9 protein-coding genes and 1 pseudogene are annotated in these 20,038 nt (G+C 67.3%); 4 read left to right on the top strand and 6 right to left on the bottom strand.

Annotated features, from left to right (window positions below; genetic code table 11):
- Position 1 precedes the first annotated feature (1 nt).
- Positions 2 to 6,058, bottom strand: a complete 6,057-nt coding sequence (locus OD750_RS10145; RefSeq protein ID WP_263545318.1) for a type I polyketide synthase — start codon at positions 6,056 to 6,058, stop codon at positions 2 to 4.
- Positions 6,055 to 7,677, bottom strand: a complete 1,623-nt coding sequence (locus OD750_RS10150) for a PfaD family polyunsaturated fatty acid/polyketide biosynthesis protein (protein WP_263545319.1) — start codon at positions 7,675 to 7,677, stop codon at positions 6,055 to 6,057. The genes OD750_RS10145 and OD750_RS10150 overlap by 4 nt, the downstream gene beginning before the upstream one ends.
- 56 nt (positions 7,678 to 7,733) lie before the next feature.
- On the opposite strand from OD750_RS10150, the gene OD750_RS10155 reads away from it, so the two are divergent.
- Positions 7,734 to 8,318, top strand: coding sequence for a TetR/AcrR family transcriptional regulator (locus OD750_RS10155; RefSeq protein ID WP_263545320.1), 585 nt, complete (start codon positions 7,734 to 7,736; stop codon positions 8,316 to 8,318).
- Positions 8,319 to 8,788: 470 nt separating this feature from the next.
- Complete coding sequence (locus OD750_RS10160) at positions 8,789 to 11,602, top strand: hypothetical protein (protein WP_263545321.1); 2,814 nt, start codon at positions 8,789 to 8,791, stop codon at positions 11,600 to 11,602.
- Between the two features lie 196 nt (positions 11,603 to 11,798).
- On the opposite strand, the gene OD750_RS10165 is transcribed toward OD750_RS10160, so the two are convergent.
- Entirely contained in the window at positions 11,799 to 12,227 is a 429-nt protein-coding gene (locus tag OD750_RS10165; protein WP_263545322.1) for a fucose-binding lectin II, read from the bottom strand.
- 1,872 nt (positions 12,228 to 14,099) lie between these two features.
- On the opposite strand from OD750_RS10165, the pseudogene OD750_RS10170 reads away from it, so the two are divergent.
- Positions 14,100 to 15,130 (top strand): annotated as a pseudogene (locus tag OD750_RS10170) (M13 family metallopeptidase); the annotation flags it as partial.
- 195 nt (positions 15,131 to 15,325) lie between these two features.
- Positions 15,326 to 15,961, top strand: a complete 636-nt coding sequence (locus tag OD750_RS10175; RefSeq protein WP_263545331.1) for a M13-type metalloendopeptidase — start codon at positions 15,326 to 15,328, stop codon at positions 15,959 to 15,961.
- 115 nt (positions 15,962 to 16,076) lie between these two features.
- On the opposite strand, the gene OD750_RS10180 is transcribed toward OD750_RS10175, so the two are convergent.
- The 3 genes from OD750_RS10180 to OD750_RS10190 form a co-directional block, all read right to left on the bottom strand.
- Entirely contained in the window at positions 16,077 to 18,398 is a 2,322-nt protein-coding gene (locus OD750_RS10180; protein WP_263545323.1) for a hypothetical protein, read from the bottom strand.
- Positions 18,399 to 18,650: 252 nt separating this feature from the next.
- Positions 18,651 to 18,860: a type I toxin-antitoxin system SymE family toxin gene (locus OD750_RS10185; protein ID WP_263545324.1), complete on the bottom strand. Its 210-nt coding sequence runs from the start codon at positions 18,858 to 18,860 to the stop codon at positions 18,651 to 18,653.
- A 370-nt stretch (positions 18,861 to 19,230) separates the two neighbouring features.
- A complete protein-coding gene (locus OD750_RS10190; protein WP_263545325.1) occupies positions 19,231 to 19,938 on the bottom strand; it encodes a hypothetical protein in 708 nt (235 codons plus the stop codon).
- Between the last annotated feature and the right edge of the window lie 100 nt (positions 19,939 to 20,038).

Below are 20,038 nucleotides of genomic sequence, written 5' to 3' on the forward strand. Positions count from 1 at the left end.
ACTAGGCGCCGTTCGGCAGCGCGTGATTCTGCACGCCGATCATTTCGGCGTAGCGCTTTCCGCTCTTGTCGGTCAGCACGATGTCGGTCGTCGTGTCGCTGGTGCCGACCTTGCGCACGTACGCGGTGGCCGTGATCGGGCCGGCGACCGGCTCGGCGCCGAAGTGCCGCAGCTCGCCGATCGCCGTCGGCAGCGTCTGGCCGCCGAGCATGCGCCGGCCGTGCAGCGCCGCGATCTGCAGGCCGCCGTCGAGTGCCGCGACGTCGAGCGACCAGCGCTCGCCGTTCCAACCGGCCGCGTCGACGCCGCGCACCGTCGCGCCGATGCCCTCGTCCGAGATGCCGTGTACCTCGTCGATCAGCTCGAACTGCTTGCGATGGAACAAAAGCTCGGGATAGATGCTTTCGCCGCTCCACGCGTCCAGCGCGAGCGCGGGCGCCTCGCGCCGGACTTTCGGCGGCTCGGGCAAGAGTTCCGCACGCGCGCTGTAGTTCAGCGTGCCGCGCGCGTCGCGCACGGTCATCATCAGCTGCGCGCCGCGCTCGCTCGGCAGCGGCGTCGCCTCGATGCGGCAGCGATCGCCGCCGTTGTCGAATCCGCCGAGCCGGATGCCCTTGAGCACCTTCAGTTCGTGCAGGCTGGCGAGCGCGAGGCCCGGTCGGAAGCTGCGCGCCGCGCGCGCCATCCATTCGGCGACGAGCACGACCGGCACCACCGGCGTGCCCTTCACCGCGTGGCCTTCGAGAAACGCGTGGCTCGCGCGCGAGACGACCAGCTCAACGCCCTGCACGCGCGCCTCGACGCCGTCCATCAGCAGCGCTTCGCCGCGCGGCTCGCCGCCGAGCACGAGCTCGATGTCGGCGGCGCGCGAGTCGCGCATTTCGTCGGCGAACATCGCAGCGCCCGTGTCGAGCGGAATCATCGGCACGCCGAGTTCGGCGAAGCGCGCCTTGAGCTCCGGCGAGACCATCCCGCCTTCCCACGGTCCCCATCCCAGCGATTTCGCGCGCAGGCCCGGGCGCTTGCGCGCCTGCGCCGCGACGACCTTCGCGAGCACTTCGTTCGCCATCGCGTAGTCGCTCTGCCCGGTGTTGCCGCAGCGGGCCGACACCGACGAGAACACGCACAAGAGCTTCAGCGGATCGGCCGCGGTCGCGTCGAGCAACGCATGCAGCCCGCCGACCTTCGTGCCGAACACGAGATCGAACTGCGCCAGCGTCTTGTCGGCGATGCGGCGATCGGCGAGCACGCCCGCGGCATGCACGACGCCCGCAACGGGTCCCCACTCGCGGCGCACGCGATCGAGCGTCGCCGCAAGCGCGGCGGCATCGTCGACCGCGACCGATTCGTAGCGCGCCTGCGCGCCGTGCGCCTGAATCGCCGCGAGCGTCGCGCGGATCTCGCGCGCGCCGACGATGCGATCGACTTCCCGCGACAGTTCGTTCGGCGTGAGCGATGCGCCGCGTGCGAGCACGATGCGCTTCAAAGCCGCCTCGTCGACGGCGCCGGCGCAATCGGCGGGTTCGTCGGCGAGCGGCGTGCGTCCGAGCAGCACGAACCGCGCCTTGCACTGCTTGGCCCACGCCACGATGCAACCGGCGGTCACCCCGCGCGCGCCGCCCGACACGACGACGACGTCGCCCGTATCGATCGCGGCGACCGACGGACGCACCGCGCGTGCGACGCTCTGCAACGTGTAGCGGCCGCCGGCGGCGGGCAACGCCACTTCGATCTCGCCGCCGCCGCGCAACAGTTCGTCGGCGATGGCTTCGGCGAGCGCCGCGTCGTCGCGCGTGCCGCGTTCCACGTCGATCGACTTCAGCGTCGCGCGCGGCCATTCCAGCGCAGCGGTCTTGACCAGCGCCGGCAGACCCGCGAGCCACGCGCGGCGCGCGTCGGCGTTGCGCAGGCCGAAGTGGCCGCCGGTGTCCTGCACGGTCACGAACAGCGCATCGTCGACGGCGGCCAGACGCTGCGCGACGACGAACGCCTCGCGGTTCACGGCCATCGCCTGCGTGGCGTCGTCGACGCCGCGCAGGCCGCCGAGATAGACGCAGCGCTTCGCGCCGTCGGGCAACGCGTCGACCGCGCGCGCGTCGACACCGTGGGTGCGCAGCGCGGTCGCGACCGCGGCGTCGAGACCCGCGGCGCCGAGCACGAACACCGGCTCGCCACCGACGAGGCCCGGCGCCGCGAAGCCCGCTGCCGGCGCCGGCATCAGTTCGGTGACGAAGCGGCCGAGTTCGGCGCGGCGCAGCGATTTTGCTTTTGGCACTTCTGCACCCGGCGCCGCCGCCGGAGCCGTCGCCGGAGCCGCGCCGAGGTACGCCACGATGTCGGCCAGCGTGTGCAGCGCCGGCGGGCGCGCGCCGTCTTTCGCGATCCCGGGCACGCGCTCGGTCATCGCGGCGAGAATTTCCACTCGCTTGATCGAGTCGATGCCGAGATCGGCTTCGATGTCCATCGCGAGGTTCAGCATCTCGACCGGATAGCCGGTCTTCTCGGCGACGACACCGAGCAGGATGCCCGCGATGTCGTCGACCGGCGCGGCGGCCGGCATGGCGACGGGTGCCGCGACGGGCGTGGCGACCGGCGCACCGCCCTGCAGATATTCGGCGATCTGCCGCAGCGTGTGCATGCCGCTCAGCTTCGTGCGATCGGCCTGCGCGGCGACGGTGCCGTGCGCCTGCACCGCGGAGAGGATTTCGACGCGCTTGATCGAATCGACGCCGAGGTCGGCTTCGAGATCCATGTCGAGGTTGATCATCTCGGCGGGATAGCCGGTCTTGTCGGCGACGACGGCGAGGAGGAGCGCGGCGAGGTCCGTGCTCGGCGCCGGCGCGGCAACGGCGACGGGCGCCGCGACGACGACCGGCACCGGCGGTGCGACCGGCGCGGGCGCGGCCACGATGACCGGTGCCGGCATCGGCATCGGTGCAGGCATTGGCGCGGCGATCTGCGCAGGCGCGATCTGCGGCAAGGCAGGCGCGACCGACGCCGCACCGACAGCGGGCGGCGCCGCACCGAGCAGCGCGGTGAGCCCGTTGATCGCGCTCTCGGCGAGCTTGAGGTATTGCATGTGGCTGTCGCTCAGCGCGCGCTGGTAGGCGGCATGTGCGTTCGCGGTCTGCTGCTGCGCTTCCTGGAACGCGGCGAGCCAGGCCGGCGACAGTGGCTGTTCTGGGTTCACGGTGCGTACCTCGACGACGGATGCGGGTTCCGCGCGCGGCGGATTCGACGGTGCTGGATTCGACGGTGACGGATTCGCGCGCGGCGGATTCGGCGCCGGCAGCTGCGACGGATCGGCCGGCGGATACGGCTTGCCGACGTTGGTGCCGCTGATCGCGATGCCGTGCTTGTGCTTCGCGGGCGGCGCCGGCACGCGCACGTCGGCGAACAACGCCGACACGCGCGTCACATGGCCGGCGGCGACGAGCTGCGCGAGGCCCGCGAGCAGCGGCTCGAGATCGTTCTTGCCCGGATCGGATCGGTGCTTGCGATCGAGCGCGATCGCGCGATGCGCGCGCTTGCCGAGAATCGCGCCGACGAGGCCCTTGAGCACCGTGCCCGGGCCGACTTCGACGAAGCAGCGCGCGCCCGCGGCGTACATCGCGTCGATCGTCTCGACGAAGCGCACCGGCTGCGCGATCTGCTGCGCGAGGATCGTGCCGACATCGCCGTCGTAAGGCGCGGCGTGTGCGTTCGCATAGACCGGCACGCGCGGCGCGGCGAAGTCGATGCCGGCGAGGAACGCGCCGAACGGCGCGCACGCGGGTTCGACCTGCGCGGAATGGAATGCGGCGGCAACCGGCAGACGTTTCGCCGCGATGCCTTGCGTCTCGAGTGCGGCGATGGCCTCCAGCGGTCCCGACACGACCACCTGCTCGGGCGCGTTGTGATTGGCGATCGCGAGCGACGGACCGATCAGCGCGCGCGCGCGTTCGATCGAGCACGCGAGCGCGCACATCGCGCCGCTGCCGCTCGCCGCCGCGTCGCGCATCAGTTCGCCGCGGCGGCGCGCGATGCGCAGCGCGTCGGCTTCGTCGACGACACCGGCCGCGTGCAGCGCGACGATCTCGCCGAAGCTGTGGCCGGCGGTCATCGCGCCTTCGACGCCAAGCTCGCGCAACACGGCGAGCAGCGCGATCGACGCGAGGCCCAGCGCCGGCTGCGCGTTTTCGGTGTGCGTCAGCGCGTCGGTCGAACGGCCGAACGCGACGTCGTGGATGCGCAGGTCGGCCGCGCGATCCCACACCGCGCGCGCCGCGTCGAACTGCATCGCCGCGGCGGCGCCCATGCCGGCGTACTGGCTGCCCTGCCCCGGAAACAGCAGCGCGAGCGCGCCGTCGGGCGCGCCGACGCCGTAGCTCGTGCCGTCCGGCAGCTGGAACGACACTGCCGGATCGTCGGCGATCTTGGTGTGTGCGAGGGCTAGCCGCCCATCGAGTTCGTCGACGCTCGCCGCGACGAGCGCGAGACGCAACGCGGCCGTGTGATCGAACGCCTCGCGCGAATCGCGCGCGATCGACGACAGCGGAATCTGGCTCGCGCACGACCGGCGCAGCAGCGCGATGCGTGCGAGCATCGCGTCGGCGTTCGGCGCACTCAGTGCGACGAGATCGTGCGACTGCGTCGCGAGCCGTTCGGCGCGCGGTGCGGCGCCCGTGTATTCCTCGAGCGCGAGATGAAAATTCGAACCGCCGAAACCGAACGCGCTGACTGCCGCGCGCCGCGGATGCGACGCGTCGCGGACCCACGGCCGCGCCGACGTGTTGAGGTAGAACGGACTGGTTCCCAAATCCAGGTTGGGATTCGGCACGTCGGCCTTGATCGTCGGCGGCAGCACCCTGTGGTGCAGCGCCATCACGGCCTTGAACAGGCCCGCGGCGCCCGCGGCGGCCTTCGTGTGGCCGATCTGGCTCTTCACCGAGCCCAGCGCGCACCACTGCGTGCGTGCGGCATCGGCTTCGGCGTAGACGCTGCGCAAACCCTCGAACTCGGCGGCGTCGCCGGCCTTCGTGCCGGTGCCGTGCGCCTCGACGAGTTCGACGGTCTCGGGTCCGAAGCCGGCCTGTGCGTAGGCGCGACGCAACGCGACCGCCTGCCCCGCCGACACCGGCGCGTACACCGATTTCGCGCGGCCGTCCGACGACGTGCCGACGCCGCGCAGCACCGCGTAGATGCGGTCGCCGTCGCGCTCGGCGTCATTGAGGCGCTTCAACGCGACCATGCCGAGGCCTTCGCCGAGCATCGTGCCGTCGGCCTGGTCCGAGAACGGCCGGCAGTCGCCGCTCGCCGACAGCGCGGGCGTCTTCGAGAAGCACATGTACATGAAGATGTCGTTGAGCGTGTCGACGCCGCCGGAGATCACGAGATCGGAATCGCCGAGCTGCAGCTCGTTGACCGCCATCTGGATCGCCGAAAAGCTCGACGCGCACGCGGCATCGGTCACGCAATTCGTGCCGCCCAGGCCCAGCCGGTTCGCGATGCGCCCCGCGACGACGTTGCCGAGCAGGCCCGGGAACGACGCCTCCTGCCACGGCACGTACTGCGCGGCGATGCGCGCGCAGGCGGCTTGAACGTCGTCTTCGGGCAGGCCCGTTTCGCGCAGCGCCTTCTGCCAGACCGGACGCTGCAGGCGCGACACCAGCGAGAACAAGAGCTCCTGCGCGCTCGTGACGCCGAGGATCACCGAGATGCGCGAGCGGTCCATCGTCTCGAACTGCTCGCGCGCCGCGTCTTCGAGCACCGCGCGCGCGGCGATCAGCGCGAGCAGCTGCGAGGTGTCGGTCGCGGGAATCGTCGAAGGCGGAATGCCCCAGCCGAGCGCATCGAAATCCATCGGCGCGAGAAACCCGCCGCGGCGCGCGTACGTCTTGTCGGGCGCCGACGGATCGGCGTCGTAGTAATCGTCGATGCGCCAGTGCGTCGACGGCACGTCGGTCAAGAGATCCTTGCCGGCAAGGATGTCGCGCCAGAAGCCGTTCGCGTCGTGCGAGCCGGGAAAGATCGCGCTGACGCCGACGATGGCGATCGGCTGGCGCTTCAAAGAACTCATGCGAGAGGCCTTGGACGGAAATCGAATGCGGACGGCGGAATCGCCAACCCGAACGTGCGCAGCTGCTGCGCGCGCGTGACGACCGCGGCGCCTTCGAGCAGGTTCAACGCAACCTGCACCGCGGTGCGCTGCGCGGGCGCTTCGAGGAAGCTGCCGGCGGCCCACGTGTTGAACGCGCCCATCGCCGGGCCGCACCAGATCTGGTAGTCGGTCAGCCGCTCGGTCACGCCGTCGATCGCCCAGCGGCTCGAAAGACCGAGGTACGAACGGAACACCAGCGCCATGCGGTGCTTCGGATCGGATTCGGCGCGCGCGACCTGCGAGGCGTCGCGCGACGACCAGAACGCGCGCGTCGAGGCCCATGCCTCCTCGAAGCTCGCGCGCAGCATCTCCTTCTCGATCTTCGCGCGCTCGGCGGCCGGAACCGCGTCGAGCGACGGATACGCGCGCCAGACCTCGTAGAGCTTCCTCGCGCGGATCGCGAACATCGTGCCGCGACGCAGCACCTGCACGTCGACGCCCATCTCGAACATGTCGGCCGCCGGCGCCATGATCACGTCGGCCATCGACGCTTGCGCGAGCATCGCGCGCGCGCCGGCGCCGAGACCCGATTCCACGCAGGCCTGGTTCACCGAGCCGGTCTGCACGTACGCCGCGCCGAGCGCGAACGCCGACGCGAGCGCGCCCGGCGTGCCGAGGCCGCCGGCGGCGCCGACGCGGATCGGCCGCGCGTAGCGCTGCTCCGCCGCGATGCGGTCGCGCAGCGCCATGATCGTCGGCAGCAGCGCGGCCAGCGGACGGTTGTCGGTGTGGCCGCCGGAATCGGCTTCGCAGGTGATGTCTTCGGCGAGCGGCACGCGCGCGGCGAGGTCGGCTTCGGCGCGCGTGAGTTCGCCGCGCGCGACGAGCGCGTCGAGCATCGCGACCGGCATCGGCGCCATGAAGTGCTTCGCCACTTCCTCGCGTGACACCTTCGCCAGCACGCGATGGCGGCGCGCGATATTGCCGGCGCCGTCGACCGTGAGGCCGGTCGCCGCGTAGCGCACGATCGCCGGCGTAAGTGCCATGAACGCCGACGCTTCGACGCAGCGCACGCCGCGGCGAATGAAGATATCGGCGACCGCGTCTTCGATCGCGGGCTCGCTCGGGCTGTGGATGAGGTTCGCGCCCCACGGCAGCCCGCGCGGATCGAGTTCGCGGGCCAGTTCGTCGACCGCGGCTTCCACGCGCGCCGGCGACAGACCCGCGGCGCCGAAGAAGCCGAGGCAGCCCGCGCGCGCCAGCGCGATCACGAGCGCGGTCGTGGCGATGCCGTTCGCCATCGCGCCCGCGACGTACGGGAAGCGCGTGCCGTGCGTCTCGTTGAACGTGCGGTCGCCGAGCCATTCGGGATACAGCGGAGGCAACATGCCGAGCACGGGCCACGCGCCGCTGTCGCCCGCGGCGGCGAGTACGCCGTCGAGACCGACGCCGAGCCGGCCGTCGCGTTCGTCGCGGATGACGACCGCGGTGTGGCGCACCTGGGCGCAGGCGCTCGCAAGCTCGGCCGGCGCGAACGCGGGCGCTCCGCCGCGCCAATGCGCCGGCGCGTGAGGGGCAATCGTGGGGACGCTAGCCAAAACTGGCACTCGGTGGCACTTTAGCGGTCCGCCGTTATAGCCGCGCCGGAGCGGAAATGCCACTGCGAGAACTAAAAAAGGCCGCAGTCCGCCGATCGCTGGTCGCCGCGGCGAACCGCCGGTTCCACAGCCACGGCTTCGAGCGGACGACGATCGACGAGATCTGCGCAGACGCCGGCGTGAGCCGGCGCACGTTCTTCCGCTACTTCGAGAACAAGGAAGCGCTCGCTTTTCCGCACCGGACCGAGCGCCTCGAACGCTTTCTCGCGCTGCTCGACGGGGCCGACGAATCGCCGAACCCGGTCGACGGCCTGCGCGCGATCTGCGAGACGTTCGCGCGCGAGTACTCGGCGAATCGCGAAACGATCCTCGCGCAGCAGCGCCTGGTCGACTCGGTGCCGGCGCTCGCCGCGCGCGAACACGAAATCGACCGCGACTGGGAAACGGCGATGGCCGCGACGTTCCAGCGCCGCTTCGGCGGCGGCGCGGCGTCGGAACGCCGGGCGCGGCTGATGGCCGGGGCGGCGATCGGGGTTATCCGCGCGACGATGCGGTATTGGTATGAGAAGGACGGCAAGCCGGATCTGGCGCGGCTCGGGCAGGAGGCGCTGGATGGGCTGGAGCGCGGGTTCTTGTCGTAGGCTGCGGCGCTTCGCCGCCCGGAAGAGATAAGAATTCAGTTTTTACTTTGTCGGCCTTTTTCTCTTCGCTCGCCAGGGGCCAGTCAGGCGAACGCTTGCCGTCGTCCGAAACCAGCGTGTGCCGTGCTCGCGAGCGGATTTCCTGTCAGGGCAACGAAGACCTTGCCGTCGCCCCCTCACCCAACCCTTTCCCCCAAGCAAGCTTGGAGGAGAGGGCTAAAGCGGCGCAGCGTCTGAATCCTCGGCTCCTTCTCCCCCAACCGCCTTGGGGGAGAAGGTTGGGTTGAGGGGGCGAAGCGCACGATCGCGTCGAGTTCTGGTTTAGTCGCAACGGCGGGACTTGCGGAAAGTCGCGTCCGCCCCCGCGAAGAAGACGGTCGCGAGCATCGGCCCGCTCGCAACACGCGCCTGTCAGGTTTCGCCCGCGGCGACGTATGTCCCAACAACGGACACCACCGCGAGGGACTCCCATGCACGCCGCACGATGCGTCTTTTTTCTGCTGACCCTGCTCGTCTCCGGCGCGAGCCTCGCCCGCGACGGACTGCTCGACCCGAGTTTTCTGTACCGCGGCTGGGCGCAACTCGACGAATTCGTCGGCGGCGATCGCGGTCGATTCCAGACGCTGCGCGACGCGAAGTTCGACGCACAAGGCCGCGTGATCGCCATCGGCACGCTGTCGCATCCCGGCAGCAGCGCGAACGCCGACTGCCTGGTCTTCATCTCCACGCCCGGCGGCCGCGACCTCGAAATCCAGCAGCGGCTGACGCTGGATCGTGGCGGTTCCAACGTCGAGCTGTGCGCCTCGCTCGAAGTGCTGCCGGACGGCCGCCTCCTGGCGATCGGCTACGCGACCACCAGCAACGACCGCCTCACCGGCATGGTCGCGCGCCTGAACGCGGACGCGACCCCCGACACGACCTTCTTCGACAACGGCGTGTTCGAACTCAACGCACAGATCGGCTGGATCGACCCGGCCGAAAGCACGCTCTTCGTCGATTCCGTCGTGGATGCGCAGGGCCGGCTGCTCGCCGTGGGGCGCGTGCAGGCCAACGGCCAGGCACGCGGCATCCTCGTTCGCTTTCTCGCCGACGGCACGCTCGATACCGGCTTCGGATTCGACGGCGCGGTGCCGCTCGCCGACTTCAGCACGCCGCTGGTGCAGCCCACCTCGCTCGTGCTCGATGCGCAAGGCCGCATCCTCGTGGGCGGCACCACGCAGCAGCCCGGCAGCGTGCGTCACGGCGTGATTTTCCGCGTGCTCGACGACGGCTCGCTCGACGGCGGCTACGGCGCGGGCATGAACGGCGCGAACGGCAACGGCGGCGGCGGGCGCGGCTTCGTATCGCGCTGCGACCGCATCGCCAGCCTCGCGATCGACGGCAGCGGTCGCACGCTGATGGGTTGCGAACCCGATGTCTCCGGCGCGACACCCGGCCCGCTGCTGGCCGCCGGCGTGCTGCGCCTCGGCACGAACGGCTTGCCCGACACGAGCTTCGGCGGCGACGGCCTGGTCGAACCGCTGGGCTTCACCTCGCCCATGGGCACGCTGTACTCGCTGCCGCGCATCGCGCTGCAAGCGGACGGCAAGATCGTGATGGCCGCGACGCTCGACGTCGCCGACCAGCCGAACAACGAATTCGACTGGTACGTGACGCGACTCAACGCCGACGGCTCCACCGACTTCGGCTTCGGCTATCAATCCGGATACAGCCGGCTGCGCGTGGGCGATCCGTACGTCACTGCCAGCAGCGAATCGTACTGGGAACAGGTCAGCAACCTCGTGCTCGATCCGCGCGGACGTCCGGTGATCGTGGGACAGCGCGACTTCGGCACCCAGGCCACGCGCTTCCTGATCGCGCGCCTGGGCATGGCCGATCCCGCCGTGGCCAGCGGTTTTCTCGATCCCGATTTCGGCTTCAACACCGGCTATCGCCTGCAGCATTTCGATGAGTTCCTCGGCGGCGGACCGCGCCAGGACACCACCGGCACCGACGTCGCCGTGGACGGCAGCGGCCGCATCACCACGATCGGACGGCTGCGCTTCGACACCAACCCCTCGCCCACCTACCAGTGCGTGGTGACGCGCTCGCTGGCCGACGGCCGCGCCGACACGTCGTTCGCGCCGCCGAACGGCCGGCGCACGCTGAGCCTGAGCCCGACCGGAAACAATGTGGTGTTGTGCACATCCGTACTGGCGCTGGACGACGGCAGCACCCTGATCGCCGGCAGCGTGGGCAACAGCGGCACGGTGATCCGCCTCTTGCCCGACGGCAGCGTCGACACGAACTTCTTCGGCAACGGCGCGCTGGAAACCTGGACCGACCTCAACTTCCAGGCGACGAGCCGGAGCGCGACCTTCAACGCGATCATGCGCGACGCGCAGGGACGCATCGTCGTCGCCGGCAGCACCGCGCAACCGGGCGCCAACGGGACGGACCAGTTCGGCCTGGTGCTGCGCCTCACGGCCGACCTCGCCGTCGACACCGGTTTCGGCGACGGCGGCGTGGTGCGCCTGCACACCACCACCAATCCGTTCCGCCTGTACGTCGAGAGCATCGCGCAGGACACCGACGGACACTTGTACTTCGCCGGCACCGAAGGCCAGACAGGCACCGGGCAGGAAGGCGGCGTGGTGCATCGCCTGCTCGACGACGGCTCGGTCGACGCGAGCTGGCCCGGCGATTCCAACTACGTGCATCTGGCGGGCAGTTGCGTGGCGTCGGGCGACATCGCGCTCGATGCGCAGCAGCGGGCGATGGTGAGCTGCTATCGCAGCGGCGGCGGCGTCGGAATCGCGCGCCTGCTGCGCAACGGCCAGCTCGATCTCAACTTCGGCACCGGCGGCGTAACGCCCGTGAACTTCCTCCCGCCGACGCAGAGCGCGCAAGGCCGCACCACCAGCCTGCAGCAGATCCTGCCGCTGCCCGACGGCAAGCTCGTGGCGGTCGGCACGCACATGAACACGAACGGCACCGAGGTGTACTACGGCACGCAGGACATCGGCGTCGCGCGTCTGCTGGCGAACGGCTCGCCGGACTTCGACTTCGGCGAGATCAATGGCGCGAGCCTGTTTCGCCTCCCGGAAATCTTCGGCCGCTTCGACGAGTTCGCGAACGCCGCGACGCTGCAGCCCGACGGGCGCGTGCTCGTGATCGGATCGCAATCCGACCGGCGCCCCGGCGTGCCGGTGGACGACAGCACGCAGCATCTGTTGATGCGCATCGGCAACGTGATGCCTGTGCCCGACAACGACAGGCTGTTCGCGAACGGCTTCGAGGGATGATTCGTGTGGCGCACGGGCGATCTCGCGCGAGGGTTGCGGTGGCGAGCGTTGCGTGACGTCATGCGGCGGTTGCGGAAAGTACGGCGGCTGCGGATGCATAGCGGCGTGCCGCCGTACTTCGATCGCCCCGGATGCGCGCTACGGGCTGTCGACGCCGTCGCGCAGGGCGTTCACGACTTCACTGTGCAGCGCGGCATCAACCCGAGAACAGGTTCCAGCTCAACTGAACCGTGCTGTCGTTGAAGTCCTTGTCGGCACCGTCCTCGGAAATGAAGAGCCAGACGCCCATATAGGTGCTCGTGCCCGAAGCGATCGTCTGGTACTGCGCGAGCACCGTGTTGTAGGCCTTCGGGCTCTTGCCGCCATTGCCGGTATTGCCGATCGAAACCGTGTAAGTGGTTCCGGCAGCGGCTTTGAACGAAATGGACTGGCCGGTCGGCGGCGACATCTGCCCCGGGGCGATCGAGCCGCCGGTGATCTGGGCCACGACGTTGCCGTTCTGGTCCTGGACCTGGGCGAACTGCGTATAGGCCGACTGGCAGTAGCCGCTCAAGACGCAGATGACGTTGGCGGGAATCGGATTGGCGCTCAGAGAAATCTGATTGCCGGATAGCGGAGTGGACATGTTTGTTTCTCCCGTTGAGAGTGCGTTGCCTGTTGATTGCGCATCCGTCACATCCGTCCAAGAGACGCTTGGCGTCTGGCATGCCGCCCTTGCCGGCGACGCCGTGGCCGGCGGCCGTTCACCGAACGAGGGGTTGTCGGTTTTTCGAAGCAATGCGGCTCCCGCCGGGCCGCATCGGCAACGATCGAGCGGGTGGAATCAGGGGCGAGTACGACCGCGCGCCGCGATACGACGACCGCGCGCACCTCAACCCCATCGCAGGCCCCTGTGACCTTGCGGCGACGATTCAAAACATCGGAATTTATCCACTTTGAATCTACGCCTGCTGGTGAATATGTGCAAGTCATCACATTTTACAGTAGCGCTCCGGCGCGGATTCTGACTGGGCGCGGGCGTCGGCCGACCGGGTGGGAGTCGGCATTGAAGCTTTCCGAAAAAACGTCACGTCCCGGTCATGAAACCGTGTTGCTGCACTGCAAGTGCGGGAAGGTCTGCGCGCGTTATTGCACGTCGTTCCTGTGCAAGCCGGACTGCGCAGGCAGGGATGCGGGAGCGAATATTCGCGCAGCGAATGGCCGAAGGGCGAGCCGCGGATGCGGCGAGTCATCCAGCTTTTCGGTTTCTACGAAGACCGGGCGTTAAAAGCTGGATTCCAGCCTTCGCTGGAATGGCGAGCTAAAGCAAAGTCAGAGCTCGCCCCGATGACTCGGGCCTCGCATATCCATCGGCGGGTGTCCCTGAATCTGGGTGTCCCTGAATCTCCTGCTCGCGGATGAAACGCCCTTGCTCGTCATCGCAGCGAAAGCTGGACTGCGGAGGCAGGACGCCGGAGCGAACGTTCGCGCAGCGAACGGCCCCGGAGGGGCGAGCCGCGGATGCGGCGAGTCATCCAGCCTTTGACGTTCGCCTTTGCTCGTCATACCGGCGCAGGCCGGACTGCGAAGGCAGGGATGCCGGAGCGAACATTCGCGCAGCGAATGGCCCGAAGGGCGAGCCGCGGATGCGGCGAGTCATCCAGCTTGTACCGTCCGATCTTCGTAGACACCGACAAGCTGGACCCCGGCCTGCGCCTGAGTGACGAGCACGAGCCGGAGCAAGTGCCAAGACTCGCAAGCACGTATGCCCTCGTTCGTTACCTCGAACGCGGATTCGCCCGCGTTCGGGCCCGCTTGCAGTCCGAAACCGCGCTTTTCCGGGCATTTCGCACGCTTTTTTCGTCGTTTGAGTGTCCACTACTCACCCGTGAGTGACGAACACTCAGCGTTGACTGTTCATCACTCACGCGTGAGCAAAAATCACTCGCGCGCGAGTATCCGCATACTCACGCGAGACTGGCCGTCACTCACGCGAGAATGCCCGCCGCTCACGCGTGAGCAAAAATCACTCACGCGTGAGTACCAGCCACTCGACGGTGACTGCCGGGCACTCACGCGCGAGTAAAAATCACTCACGCATGAGTACTCGAATACTCACGCGTGAGTGCTGGCCACTCGCGACGTTCCCGGGCGCGATCGGGCCTTCGGGGCCTGCCCGGCCCCTTGCCCCACCCCTGCCCCGACCTCGCGTAAACCCTTTCCCGTTCGCCGCCATCTCAGTCGCACCCATCGACCCCGTCGTTGCCCGGCGCGGCACGACAACGCCGAAGCGCGCCAGCGGTAGCGCGTACGCAGTCCCCACCGCTTTCAAGGATTCGCCATGACATCGAACGGCGTTCGCGCGCGAGTTGCCGCGACCCTGCTGCTGCTATCGCTCAACGTCGCCCATGGCGAAACGGCCAAGCCGCACACGGGCCCCTGGGGATTCGACCTCGCCGGCATGGATCGAACGATCCGGCCGGGAGACGATTTCTTCCGCTACAGCGCCGGGGCATGGATGACCCGTACCGCCATCCCGCCGGATCGCGCGTCATGGAGTACGTTCTCCATGCTGCGCGCGAATGCCGAGACGGCCGTCAACGCCATCGTCGAAGCGGTGGCCAGCCGGCCGAATCCGGCGGGATCGATCGAACGGAAGATCGCCGACTACTACAACGCCTACCTCGACACGCAAGCCATCGACAAGGCGGGCCTCGCACCGGTCCGCGACGACCTCGCCGCGATCGCCGCCGCGCGCTCGCACGAGGACGTCGCGCGCCTCATGGGACGCCGCGACATCGACGTGGGCGGCCCAGTCTCGATCTCACCCTGGCCCGACGCAAAAATCCCGATCGCTACGCGGTGAACATCGTCCAGTCCGGCCTGAGCCTTCCGAACCGCGACTACTATCTGAAGGACGACGCGAAATTCGTCGAGATACGCCGCAAGCATCGCGCCTACATCGAAGCACTGCTGTCGATGGGCGGCTATCCGCTGGCGGCGCGTTCGGCCAACGCCGTTGCCGCGCTCGAAACGCAGATCGCGACGCTGCACTGGTCGGCGGAAAAGCGCGCCGATCGCGATCTGACCTATCACCCCCGCTCGCGGGCCGAACTGGTGGCGTTCGCGCCGGATTTCCCGTGGCTGGCGATATTGTCCGCGGCGCAGATCCCGCATCACGACTTCTTCGTCGTGAAGGAACTCGATGCCGTCGGCGCGCTGGCGAAACTGTTCCGCGCGACACCCGTAAAGACATGGCGCGCGTACATGACGTTCCAGTACCTCAACGCCATGGCGGACATGTTGCCCGGCAACCTCGACGACCTCGCCTTCGACTTCAACGGCAGGACGCTCTCGGGACAACCGCAGAAGTGCGAGCGCTGGAAACGCGCGACCGTGGCGTTGAATACCGCGCTCGGCGAAGCCGTCGGCGCGCTCTATGTGCGCGAGCACTTCACGCCGGAAGCCAGGGCGCAAGTGGCATCGCTGGTCGAGAACCTGCGTGCCGCCTACCGCGCGCGGATCGCGCGTGCGGCCTGGATGTCCGACGAAACCAAGCAGGCGGCCTTTCGAAAACTCGATGCGTTTCGCGTCAAGATCGGCTACCCGGACACGTGGCGCGACTACGCGACGCTGGATGTTCGCGCCGGCGATCCCGTCGGCAACCGCAAGCGCGCGAAAGCGTGGGAATGGCGCCGCCGCATCGCCCGCCTCGATGCGCCGACGGACCGCGACGAGTGGGGCATGACGCCGCAAACCGTCAACGCCTACTACAACGCGTATTTCAACGAAATCGTGTTTCCCGCGGCGATCCTGCAGCCCCCCTACTTCGATGCGCAGGCCGACCCCGCGGTCAACTACGGCGGCATCGGCGGCGTGATCGGCCACGAGATGGGGCACGCGTTCGACGACCAGGGATCGAAGTCGGATGAAAACGGCATCCAGCGCACCTGGTGGAAAGCCGAGGACGTCGCCCGCTTCAAGACGCTGGTCGCAAGGCTCGCGACGCAGTATTCGCAATTCGAACCCCTGCCCGGCACGCACCTCAACGGCAACCTCACCCTCGCCGAGAACATCGGCGACAACGGCGGTCTCAGCGTCGCGCTGGAGGCCTACCAGATGTCGTTGCTGAGCGGCGAACCGCCCGTGCTGGACGGCTTTTCGGGGCTTCAGCGCTTCTTTCTTTCGTGGGCCCAAACCTATCGCGAGAACATTCGCGAAGCGCAGCTGCGCGCCAACCTCACCGCCGACCCCCACAGTCCCGCGGAATTCCGCGTCAACGGCGTCGTCCGCAATATGGACGTGTGGTACGTCGCGTTCGACGTGAAGCCCGGCGACAAGCTCTATCTCGCGCCTGCGGATCGCGTGCATATCTGGTAGGCGGCGTCGGGAAACCGGCGAAGTCGATAGTGCCTGATGCGGCGTGCGTCGCGTCAGGACTTGCTCCGGACGCGACGCGGAATGACAGGTCAACGATGGACGCTACGGACCATTCCTAGAAGTCCAACCCGTTGGCAAACAGCACGTCGCCCCCGGTGATGACAACGACGTTCGAGTATTCCGACGTGTTGTTGGCGTTGCAGGCCGACAGAATGATCCCGTTGTTGCCGAGGAAGCACTTCAGCTGTCCCTGCCAGCCGCTGCCGGAAGGCACATTGGTCAGCGGCGTGACGTCGGTGGCGGTCATCACGATGCGGCGCCCGGTGGATACGGGCCCTATCGTGGCCGTGCAACGCCCTGCCGAACACGCGCCGCTGTTGGCGGGCTTGCCCGTCGCGTCGGTGGTGATCAGCTGCTCGCCCAGAAACACCATCGACGTGGCCGCCGTCGTCGTGGCGGCGTTGATCGAATAGAACTCCATGCGAAAACTGGCCGGGCCATGCGTGGCGATCGTCCAGCGCGCCGAGGTGTTCGCACCCACGTTGAAGGGGGCGGCGCCGCCGACGCAGGGGCCGGAGGCGTCGTTGCCCGTGCAGATCTGCGGCGTGTTCTGATCGCGGTTGGCGTAGTTGGCCGGAAATTCGCTGTGGTCGAAGTCGGCCGCATTGGTGGTGTGCTCGAGATCGATGTCCACGCCGGGCAGCGCCTTGGCGTTGCCGTACGCCCGGTTGCGCTGGAACAGGTTGGCCCAGCCGCTGGTGTCGCCGCCGCCATTGTATAGTTTGATGCCATTGCGCTTGTTCGCGACGATGACGTTGCGGTCGCTCGCGCCGGGGCCGCCCACCGTCGTGGAGGCCGCCGTTTCGATATGGATGCCGTCGACGCCGTTGCCCAGGGTCGTGACGTTGGCGAAGTTCGCGCTGATGCCCACGAGGTTTTTCGTGATGGTGGTGCTGTTGGTGCTGCTGCCGCGCACCGTGATGCCGTGGCGCGCATTGGCCGAAACGGTGTTGCCGGTGATGGCGTTGCCCGTGGTGGTGACGATGATGCCGTCGCCCTTGTTGCCGAACGCGGCGGAGTTGATCGGCGTGCCGGTGGGAAACTCCGCCAGGCCAATGGTGTTGTAGAGCACCTTCACGCCATTGCTCGCGCCCGTGATCATGACGCCGGCATAGTCGGCCCCCACATCGGGGAACGCGTTGTTGTTCGCGCCCTTGTTGTCGGAAATGATATTGGCCGGACCGATGACGGCGGCGGTGAAGCTCGGGTTGTAGCTCGCGCCCGACGTATCGGGCTTGGAATCGACATAGATGCCGCTCAGGGCGTTGCCGATGTGCACGGCCTGGTTGGCGGCGCTCAGGCCGATGCGGTTGCCCATGATGAAGTTCGGCAGGAACACGGCGCCGGAAACGTCGTTGATGCCGTTGCCGTTGTTGCCGCTGATGACGTTGCCGGGGCCGATCATGTTGCCGAACGTCGTACCGGTGAGGTTGACGCCGTGGCCGCCGTTCGCGATGGCGATGTTGCCCGTGAGGTCGGTGCCGATCATGTTGCCGCTGACGAAGACCGCCGCGAGGTTCTGGCTGAAGATCTCGATGCCGTCGCCGCCGTTGCCGGCGATGACGTTGCCGGTGACCAGCACCGGGTCGAGCGAGGCCAGCGCGGTGGCCAGCTGGCTCTGAAACGCGTTGACGGCGGAAGCATCGACCGGCTGCACCGGGAACTGCGAATACAGATTGGAGAGGAACGCGGTGCTGGTATCGGGATAGACGTGCGACGCCGAGAGCGAGATGCCGTCGCCGGTATTGGGCATCGCGACGGCGCCGGTCACGTTCACGCCGATGTAGTTGCCGCTGAACGTATAGCTGTGGCCATTGGCGCTGATGCCGTTGCCGTTGCAGTTGCCGATCACGAGATTGAGGATCTTCGAACCGGTGGCGCCGTCGGCATGGCCGAGCGCCGCGGTGCCCGAGTCGGTGAGATCGAGGCAAGGACGGCCGTTGCCGTTGATGACCACCTTGTTGCCGTTGACCGTATACGGCGCGCGCATCTGCGGCAGCCCGCCGTTGACCACGGTGATGGACGTGACGCCCACGAAGTTGATGGTGTGCGAACCGGCGCGCGTATTGCCGTACATGATCGCGGCGCGCAGCGAGCAGTGCGTCGTATCGCCCTGGGCCGCGCACTTGTTGGTGATAGCCGGATCCTGCGGGGCGTCGCTGGAGACGTTGACGTTGTAGATGTCGGCATGGGCTTGCAGGCTCAGCGCGCCGAGCATGGCGCCCGCGAGCCAGAGGGTACTCAGTCGCCGCGCACTGGCGCGCAATCCCTTGCCGCGCCGGTGCGCGGATTGCATCGTGTTCATGATCCTTCCTGTTGTTTGAAGTGTCGATCGCCGTGAGCGGCGTCTTTCTTGTCTAACGGTCGGCGTGTTCAACGCGCGACGGAAGGAAAGCCGAACATTCGGCTGGGGCGGAAGCGCGGTGAGGGACGCACGCCGAACGGCGTTGCCGGTGGAAGCCGTGGCGGGTCGGGAACGATCCGGGGAGGCGCCGAACGAGCGCCGTGGCGATCGGTACACCAATGCCATTCTGCAATAGGCGGACGGAACGCCGTAAGCCAGATGAGCAATGACGTTGCGGAACGCGAAGGGCACCCGCCCCGGGCGGGACGGGTGCCGTATCGACGATCAGCGGCGAGTGAGGACGAGGCGGCCGTGGCAGATGCGAACGGTGATGTCGTCGCCCGGCGCAAAGCCGGCGGCGGTGAGCCAGTGACCGCGAAGGCGGATGTACGAAACGTCGCAGGCGGCGACGTTTACGCCGCGGGTGTAGTGGATCTTGCCGACCCGGACTTGGCGGGTGGAGGGGTTGCGGGAGGTACGCTTGCGCTTAGCCATGGGGCTTACTCCTGTAAGTGGCCTTGTGGTTAGCGAACGGCGTGGGTAGAGACCGCGCCGTTCGCGCCTTTGCCCTTGTAGCGATTGCTCGCTGTGGGCGACCACTTGGAAGCGCCGTGCGCAGCGCCGTCAAGGATTCGGTTTTATCGAACTTGCGCAGTCCTTGACGGCGCTGCGCGCGGGGCTACGCTGAGACGACCATAGCGAGCAATTGTATTGCGCGTGATGCTGAGAGATTTTTTGGTGTCGGCAAAGCCGCGCTGACGGGGGCACCTTCAGGATTTTCCATATCAGGCATTGCGGCGACGTGGATGCTGCTCTCACGATAAGGCAATCAGGGGCAACAACGCGATTATCATGAGAAGCAAGCTCAAGTTTGCGACCACGGGACTAGCACTTCTTCGAAGAGGTCGTCGATCTCATCCATAAATGAATCGAGTTGCGCTGATTGTTCCGAAACTCGATCTTTGCGCTTGGGGTCGGCCCTCTCTTCTGAGTCGATTGCGACGTCTAAGCAAATTCGCAAGAGAATCTCGCGCAGAACATCTACTTTTCGGTAGTGACTTGCTCGAATTTTTCCACGCAGCTTGCCCATCAGCTCTCGCAAATCGGAATACTGTCCAAAAACCCGATGCGCCACGTCGATCACTTCGTCGTCTGTTGCTTGCGGGGTTAATCCAAGCGCTCTCCGAAATTCCGGCTCCAGGGTGACGAGCTTAGCCCTAAGGCGCTCAATGAGCTCAAGCCTATCAGCACGCTGCCTCTCGCGCTCGTTCTGCCTTCTCGCGTGCTTATCAATTTCTTTAGCTTCTTTAATCTGGAGTTGACTCTTAAGTGTGGCGACTTCTTTTTCGTGATCGCTCCTGATTTTCTCGAGCTCGTTAAAGTTATTTTTTCGAATTTCTTCAATGTCATTCTGCAAAGTACGATTGTTCTGAAAATTAACACGAGCGGATCGCATGGCTATTAGGAATGCAAAAAAGCCATTAACCGTAATGCTTGCAAGTGCTGCGATTAATGCAGCGAGTACGTACGGATTTATATGAACAAATCCGAGGTCGACGTCGGTAACGTGCATATGCAAACCTCCGGGGTGTCAAATTGGCGGAAGCCGCGTTGAGTCAATGGTAAATCATGACGATCCCGTCCTTCCCGACAAGGGGCCGCCTCTCACCGAC

The organism is Tahibacter soli (assembly GCF_025717065.2).
In the GTDB taxonomy this organism is placed as follows: Bacteria; Pseudomonadota; Gammaproteobacteria; order Xanthomonadales; family Rhodanobacteraceae; genus Tahibacter; species Tahibacter soli.